This is a genomic window from bacterium (assembly GCA_020440705.1).
Lineage (GTDB): Bacteria > Krumholzibacteriota > Krumholzibacteriia > LZORAL124-64-63 > LZORAL124-64-63 > JAGRNP01.
The window spans coordinates 1-4,572 of record JAGRNP010000193.1 but is presented as its reverse complement, the minus strand read 5'-3'; the positions used below and the strand labels follow the sequence as shown (position 1 = coordinate 4,572).

Annotated in this window: 3 protein-coding genes; all 3 read right to left on the bottom strand. The window is 70.6% G+C overall.

Annotated elements, in window-relative coordinates; genetic code table 11:
* Positions 1-363, bottom strand: a 363-nt coding sequence (locus tag KDM41_17320) for an efflux RND transporter permease subunit (protein ID MCB1185183.1), incomplete at its 3' end; no start/stop codon positions are given.
* A 4-nt stretch (positions 364-367) separates the two neighbouring features.
* Positions 368-3,520: an efflux RND transporter permease subunit gene (locus tag KDM41_17315; GenBank protein MCB1185182.1), complete on the bottom strand. Its 3,153-nt coding sequence runs from the start codon at positions 3,518-3,520 to the stop codon at positions 368-370.
* Positions 3,520-4,572 (bottom strand): efflux RND transporter periplasmic adaptor subunit (locus KDM41_17310; protein ID MCB1185181.1); only part of this gene is annotated, 1,053 nt, incomplete at its 5' end. The genes KDM41_17315 and KDM41_17310, both read right to left, overlap by 1 nt.

The following is a 4,572-nucleotide window of genomic DNA, read 5'->3' as shown; positions in this document are numbered from 1 at the left end:
GTCGGGCAGCTCGCCCCGGATGCGGTCGATGCGCTCCCACACCTCGGTGCGGGCCAGGTACATGTTCTGCGACCAGGCGAAGCCCAGGCGCACCCGGCCGCCGTCGCTGCCGCTGTTCGACCACATGGTCTTCAGGCCGCGCACCGAGCCGAGGGCGTCCTCCACGGGGCGCACGATCATGCGCTCGACCTGCTCGGGCGAGGCGTTCTGGTAGGGCAGCTGCACGAAGAGCTCGGGCTCGACGATGTCCGGCATGAAGGCCAGGGGCAGGCGCGCCAGGGCCACCAGTCCCAGCACGATGATGCTCACGAGCACCATCAGGGTGGTGACGGGGCGCTTGATGGCGAGTTCGGGCAGGGTCACGCGATCACACCCTTTCGGTGGCGGACGCGGCGGGGGCCGTCTCCGCGTCGATGCGCGACGGCACCAGGATGTACGCCGCCGGGATCACCACCAGAGTCAACAAGGTACTCAGGAGCAGGCCGCTGGCCACGGTGATGGCCAGGGGCGCCCGCAGTTCGGCGCCCTCGCCCCAGCTGAGGGCCATGGGCAGCAGGCCCAGGATCGTCGTCAGCGTGGTCATCAGGATGGGCCGCAGGCGGAGATGCCCGGCCTTGATCACCGCGTCGCGCTTGGCCACGCCGGCCCGGCGCAGGCGGTTGACCGTGTCGATGAGCACGATGGCGTTGTTCACCACGATGCCCACCAGCATGATCGTCCCGATGAGCACGATGACCGTGATCGTCGTCCCGGTGAGCCACAGCCCCGCCACCACGCCGACCAGGGCCAGCGGGATGGTGAAGAGCACCAGGAACGGGTGCAGGAAGCTCTCGAAGGTGGCGGCCATGACCAGGTAGACCAGGAAGATGGCCAGGCCGATGGCGAAGCGCAGGCTGTTGAAGCTGGTTTCCATCTCCTGGTTCTGGCCGCCCAGCTCGGTGCTCAGGCCGGGGGTGCGGGGCAGGTCGGCCACGGCCGCCTGCACGTCCGCCATGGCGGCGCCGAGGCTGCGTCCCTCGAGGTTGGCCGAGACCACGGCGGCGCGCTGCTGCTGCAGGCGGTGGATCTCGGCGGGGCCGCGGGCCTCGGTGACCGAGGCCACGCTCATCAGGCGCAGGGGCGTGCCGTCGGCGCCGGGGATGACGAGGTTGCGGACGTCCTGCACCGACTGGCGGTCCTCCTCCCGGTTGCGGATGCGGATGTCGATCTGGCGGTCGGCCTCGCGGAAGCGGGTCGGCACCACGCCCAGCACGCGGTTCTTCAGGGTCTCGGAGAGCACGCCCATGTCCAGCCCCAGCGAGGCCAGACGGTCGCGGTCGAAGACGACCTGCAGCTCCGGGTTGCCGGCCTCGAGGGACGAGCGCACGTCGACCAGGCCGGGCACGCCCTCCAGGGCGCGGGCCACCTCGAGGGAGTAGTTGCGCAGGGCGGTGAGGTCCTCGCCGTAGATGATGACCTCGACCGGCGTCTTGAGGGAGAAGTACGACGGCCGGCCGAACTTGATCTCCAGGTCGGGCAGGTCGACGAAGGCGGCGCGCAGGTCGTCGGCGGCCTTCAGCTCACCGGCGTCGTCGCCGCGGTCGGCCATGACGAAGTTGAGCTGGGCCAGGTTCTCGGCCTTCGTGTTGACGGCCATGCCGCCGGAGGCGAGCCGGCTGCCCACCGTGGCGTAGAACTTCGCGATGCCGGGCTCGGCGGCCGCGGCTTCCTCCATCTGCTGGACCGTGCGGTCGGTGGCGGCCAGCGAAGCGCCCTCGGGCAGGTTCACCTCGAAGAAGAACTCGCCTTCCGAGAGCTGCGGAATGAGCTCGGTGCCCAGGAAACGGATGCCGTAGACCGAGGCGAAGAAGAGCCCGAAGGCGATGACCAGCGTCAGCGCCGAGCGCGCGATGGCCGCCTTGAGGAAGCCGTCGTACAGGGCGGAGAACCAGCCGAGGGTGAAGCGCGCCGGGCCCGTTTCCAGGGCGGTGACCTCCTCCTCGGTGCCCCCCGCGGCGGCCCCTTCCCCGTCGCGCTCGTGCTTCAGGGGCAGGCGCGAGCCGGCCGCGCTCAGCATGGGGATCAGGGTGAGCGCCACGATCAGCGAGGCGATCAGGGAGACCGACACGGTCAGGGCCTGGTCGCGGAAGAGCTGCCCGGCCACGCCTTCGACGAAGACGATGGGCAGGAAGACGGCCACGGTGGTCAGGGTCGAGGCCACCACCGCGGCGGCCACCTCGGTGCTGCCGTCGACCGCCGCCCGGAAGAGGCTCGCCCCCAGCTGCCGCTTGCGGAAGATGGACTCGAGCACGACGATCGAGTTGTCGACCAGCATGCCGATGCCGAGGGTCAGTCCGCCGAGGGACATGATGTTCAGGCTGATGTCGAGCTTGTACATGGCCACGAAGGTGGCGATGACCGAGATCGGGATCGAGGTGGCGATGATCAGGGTGCTGCGCAGGTCGCGCAGGAAGACCAGCAGCACCAGCACCGCCAGCACGCCGCCGATCAGCGCCGCGCCGCGCACCTCGTCGATGGCCTGCTTGATGAAGTGGGACTGGTCGAAGAGCACCGTCAGCTCGTGACCTGCGGGCAGCTTGCCGTCCTGCCATTCGGCCAGACGCTGCTGCAGCAGGCGCGCCACCGAGACGGTGTTGGCGTCGCCCTCCTTGAAGATCGACACCTCGACCGACTCGCGGCCGCCGACGCGCGTGATCTCCTCGCGCTCCTTGCTGCCCCAGGTGACGGTCGCGACCTCGCGCAGGCGCACCGTCGCGTTGCCGTCCTGCCGGATGATCAGGTCGGCGATCTCCTCGGTGCTGCGGAACTCGTTGATGGTGCGGATCAGGTACTGGCTGTCCTCGCCGCGCAGGGCGCCGCCGGGCAGGTTCACGTTGCTGACGCCGACGGTGGCGCGGATCTCGTCGATGGTGATGCCCAGGGCCGCAAGGCGGTTCTGGTCGACGTCGATCTGGATCTCCTCCTCGAGGCCGCCCTTGATCTGGGCCGCCGCCACGCCCTTGAGGGTCTCGAAGTCCTGCTTGATCTGCTTGTCGGCCAGCCGGCGCATGGCCTGCAGGTCGGCGCCCTCGGCCGGGCCGCTCTCCGGAGCTGACAGCGCCAGCCGCACGATGGGTTCGAGACTCGGGTCGAAGCGCAGCACCACCGGGTCGGTGGTCTCCTCGGGCAGCAGCAGGCGGTCGAGCTTCTCGCGCACCTCCATGGAGAGCTGGTCCATGTCCGAGCCCCACTCGAACTCGAGGGTGACCTCGGAGATGCCCGCCCGCGAGACCGAGTGGATGGTCTGCAGGCCGCGCAGCACGCCGACGGCCTCCTCGACCGGGCGCGTGACGAGGTTCTCGACCTCCTGGGGGGCCGTGTCCGGGAACTCGGTCTGCACCGTGAGGCTGGGGTAGGTGATGTCGGGGAAGAGCTCGAGGGAGAGGCGGTCGTAGGCCACGATGCCGAACGCGATGACCGCCAGGGCGGCCATGACCACGCTCACCCGGCGGCGCACCGCGACGTCGATGAACGAGCGCATCAGTGGGACGTCCCTTCGGCCCGCTGCCCGCCGCGCTTGCGGCTCTCGCCGGCCTGGCCGGCGCCGTCGCGCGCCACCAGCGGCCCTTCGCCCTCGAGCACCTTCAGCGGCGTGCCGTGCTGGAGCGAGCGCTGCCCCTTGGTGACCACCGACTCGCCCACGGCGAGCCCGTCGAGGATCTGGGCGTTGTCGTCGTCGGTGAAGCCCACGGCGACCACGCGGCGCTCGGCGCTGACGCCGTCGTCGCCGGGCGCGGCGACGTAGACCACGGTCTCGCCCTTGTCGGTGATGACCGCGGCCCGCGGCACCAGGGTCGCCCCCTGGCGCAGCTCGGTCACGATCTGCACCTCGGCGAAGTCGCCGGGACGCGTGTCGGCCGGGTAGTCGGGCACCTCGACGGTGAGCTTGATGGTGCCGCTGGCCGGGTCGATGACCGGGCTGATGAGCTTGATGCGCCCCTGCAGGCGGGTGCCGTCGCTGTCGAGCACGAGGTCGACGAGCTGGTCGCGCCGGAGCTTGTTGAACTCGCGGCTGGGCACGTGCACCCGCGCGAGCAGCGGGTCGAAATCGGCCATGGAGAACAGCGGCGTGTTGACCGACACGGCCTGGCCCGGATCGACGAGGCGGGCGGTGACGCGGCCCGCGAAGGGCGCGCGCACGGTGGTGTAGCCCAGGTTCAGGCGGGCGAGGCCCTCGTCGGCCTCGGCGCTGGCCAGGTCGCTGCGGGCGGCCTGGTACTCCTCTTCCGTGGCCAGCTCCTCCTTCTTCATGGCCTCGAGCCGCTCGAAGCGCGAACGCAGGTTCGCCGTGGCGGCCGCCGCCTGCTGCACGCGCAGGGCGTACTCGTCGTTGTCGATGGACAGGAGCGGATCGCCGGCGGCGACCTGGTCGCCCTCCTCGGCGTGCAGCTTCTCGACGACGCCGGTGACGCGGGACAGGACCTCGGCCTGCTTCTCGGGTTCGAGGGTCGCGGTGGCCTTGTAGTAGCTGGCGATCTCGCCGCTGAAGGCCGGGACCACGGCGACGGGGATCGCCTGGCGCGGGCCGCCGGG